At 74.3% G+C, this 2,439-nt stretch carries 1 protein-coding gene; it reads right to left on the bottom strand.

The window, feature by feature from the left end:
* Positions 1-38: 38 nt before the first annotated feature.
* Positions 39-1,913 carry a coiled-coil domain-containing protein gene (locus tag ACTIDRAF_RS0219820; RefSeq protein WP_016700463.1) on the bottom strand — a complete coding sequence of 625 codons (1,875 nt, stop codon included), beginning with the start codon at positions 1,911-1,913 and terminating at the stop codon, positions 39-41.
* Between the last annotated feature and the right edge of the window lie 526 nt (positions 1,914-2,439).

The following is a 2,439-nucleotide window of genomic DNA, read 5'->3' as shown; positions in this document are numbered from 1 at the left end:
GCTGGGGCATGATCCGGCCGCCCGGCGGCGCGGGGTGGCTAGTTGGTGCGCTTGCTGGGCAGGTGCCGTCCGATGTACCCGACGTAGACCCGACCGGAGTGCGCGGTGTCGTCGAGGTAGTGCAGGCGCGGGCTGGTCATCCCGTACTTGGTGATCTTGAAGTGCGCGCCCATGAATGCCCTGCCCTCCGGCCGGACCTCGACGGGCACGGGGAAGGTGCGGGCCGCGCTGAAGTGGTGGTTGTTCTGGACGTCGTTCGTCTCGTTGTGCGCGTGCCGGTTCGCGGAGACGCCCCGGCAGCCCCGGGGCAGGTTGCGCAGGTAACCGGCGACATCCCGCTCGCACCGGCCCTCGGCGCTCGCCGTGGCGTAGTCCTCCAGCGCCAGCAGGGCGGCCCAGATCTTCCCCACCCACACGCACAGGGTGTCCTTGTCGGCGAGGGCCAGGGTGGTCTGCTGGTCACCCGTGAACACGACGTGCGCCAGCTTGTCGAGGTGCTCGATCAGCTCCTCATAGGTGTGCGGGCGGGCGTCGTCGTCGCCCGACGGGGGCTCCAGGTGGGACACCCGGGCATCCCGCGCCCACAGGGCCAGGGTCCGGCGCAGCCGCGCCTCCACCGTCACCAGCTCCTCGGCGGTCTCCGCGTGTTCCAGCTGTTCGTCCTCCCAGCCGCGTCGGAGCAGGTCCCGCTCCTCGCGGAGCTGGTTGATCTCGGAGGTCCGTTCCCGCAGGTGTTCGGCGATCAACTCGCGCGCCGACCGGGCGTGCCGGGCCGCCGAGCCGAGCGAGCCCAGCGCGGTCAACGTCTCGACCGTCACCTCCGCGCTGCCGGTGGCGGCGAGCAGGGCGTCGGTCAGTGCGGTCCACCGTGCCCGGTCGATGAGGACCCCGTCCGGTGCCGGAGCGTGCGCGGGAGCGGTGGGCTCGTCGTTGGCCTCCGGCTCCGGCTCGTCCCGGCCGTCGCGCGGTGCGGTCGGGACCGGCGGGGGCGACGGTGGGCGGGCGGTGGAGGACGCGGTGTTCGACAGGCCGGCGACCAGCAGGCTGTCCATCTCCTCCTCGAGCGCCCGGTGCGCCCGGAGCACCACGGCCGGCAGCGGCGAGTTCTCCGCGACCTCCCGCGCCTTCCAACCCAGGATCCTGGCGTTCTCGCGGTCGTCGGACTCCACGATCCGCGACAGGCCCAGGACCCGGTGCCGTCGGGCACCGACGCGGTCGGCCAGGTCGAGACCGGGTCGGTAGCTGCGCAGATGCCAGGGCGGGACGGCGTAACCCGGGCCGGCGTCCCGGTTGAACGCCTCGGTCGCCGCCGGGTCGAGGACGTAGGTCGCCGCGAGCCCGGTCGTCTGGTTGAGGAGCCGGCCGGCCAGACCCACCCAGCGGGAGAACTCCACGTCGTCATGCCCGGACGACCCGGCGAGGATCGCCAGTCCCCGCCGCCGCCGATCTCCGAGGACGGTGAGCAGCCAGTGGGTGTCGTCGACACCGATCCGGACGGGGCCGGGGCGCAGGGCGTGCGCGCCGTCCCGGACGTCCAGCACCTCGGTGAGGGCGGCGGCCAGTCGGGGCGTGCCGGTCCACACGCGGCGGTCGCCGGTCCGTGGTCCGGGGGATTCGATGTCGAGCCACAGCCACGGGCGGTCCCGCTCCCGCCTCGGCACCGCGACCGTCAGCTGCGTGATCCAGCCGCGTGGTTCCCGGATCCGGGCCCGCACCTGGTGGGAGCCGTCGCGTAACCGCCGTTCGAGCAGTGCTCCCTCCACGTCCCGTTCCAGGCGCACGGACCGCCCCGGGGTCAGCGCGTCGGCCGCGTACCCCTTGCCCCGCAGCCAGGAACGCAGCTGGCCGAGCACGATTCTGACGACCTGGTCTCGTTCGCCGTGGACTTCGCCGAACATGCGGTACCCGAGCATGGCTCCTCCGGACGGGATCGCGGGCGGACCGGTCGGACGCCGTGGAGTGCCCGGGGGCGCTGCTCTCGCCGCACCCGGTGTCGGTGGAGGTCGCTGGACAGGTGGGTGGCTGAGCTGTCGGGTCGGGCGCGAGGAGCTGGTCGGGCGGGTGGGCCCGGAGCACGAGGAACAGCGGAACGGGGAGTGCGCGCGGCGTTCGGCCGGGTGGTCCAGCCTAGCGCGCCCACCACGGGCACCGCCGGGGCTCGGGGCCGAGCGAACCTCGGTTGACCAGGCGGTTCATCGGACTGGAGTCCGCAGAGGAAGGTGGCGCGCGGGCCACGAGGGCGAGGGGACAGGGAAGTGCCCACGGCTCCGGACGGGCGGGACGACAGGGCCGCCGGGGCCGGGCCCCGGCGGTGGAACGCCCGGGGGACGCCTCCCGCGCCGCCGGACCCGGTGCCGGTCACGAGGACCTGCGGAGACCCCTGCCGGCCCCACACCGGCCAGCCCCCCGCGCCCACCGCTGCCGAGGGGAACCCACCCC

Origin of the sequence: Actinoalloteichus spitiensis RMV-1378, from assembly GCF_000239155.1 — a bacterium.
Classification (GTDB): domain Bacteria; phylum Actinomycetota; class Actinomycetes; order Mycobacteriales; family Pseudonocardiaceae; genus Actinoalloteichus_B; species Actinoalloteichus_B spitiensis.
This window is presented reverse-complemented; position numbering and strand designations above follow the sequence as displayed.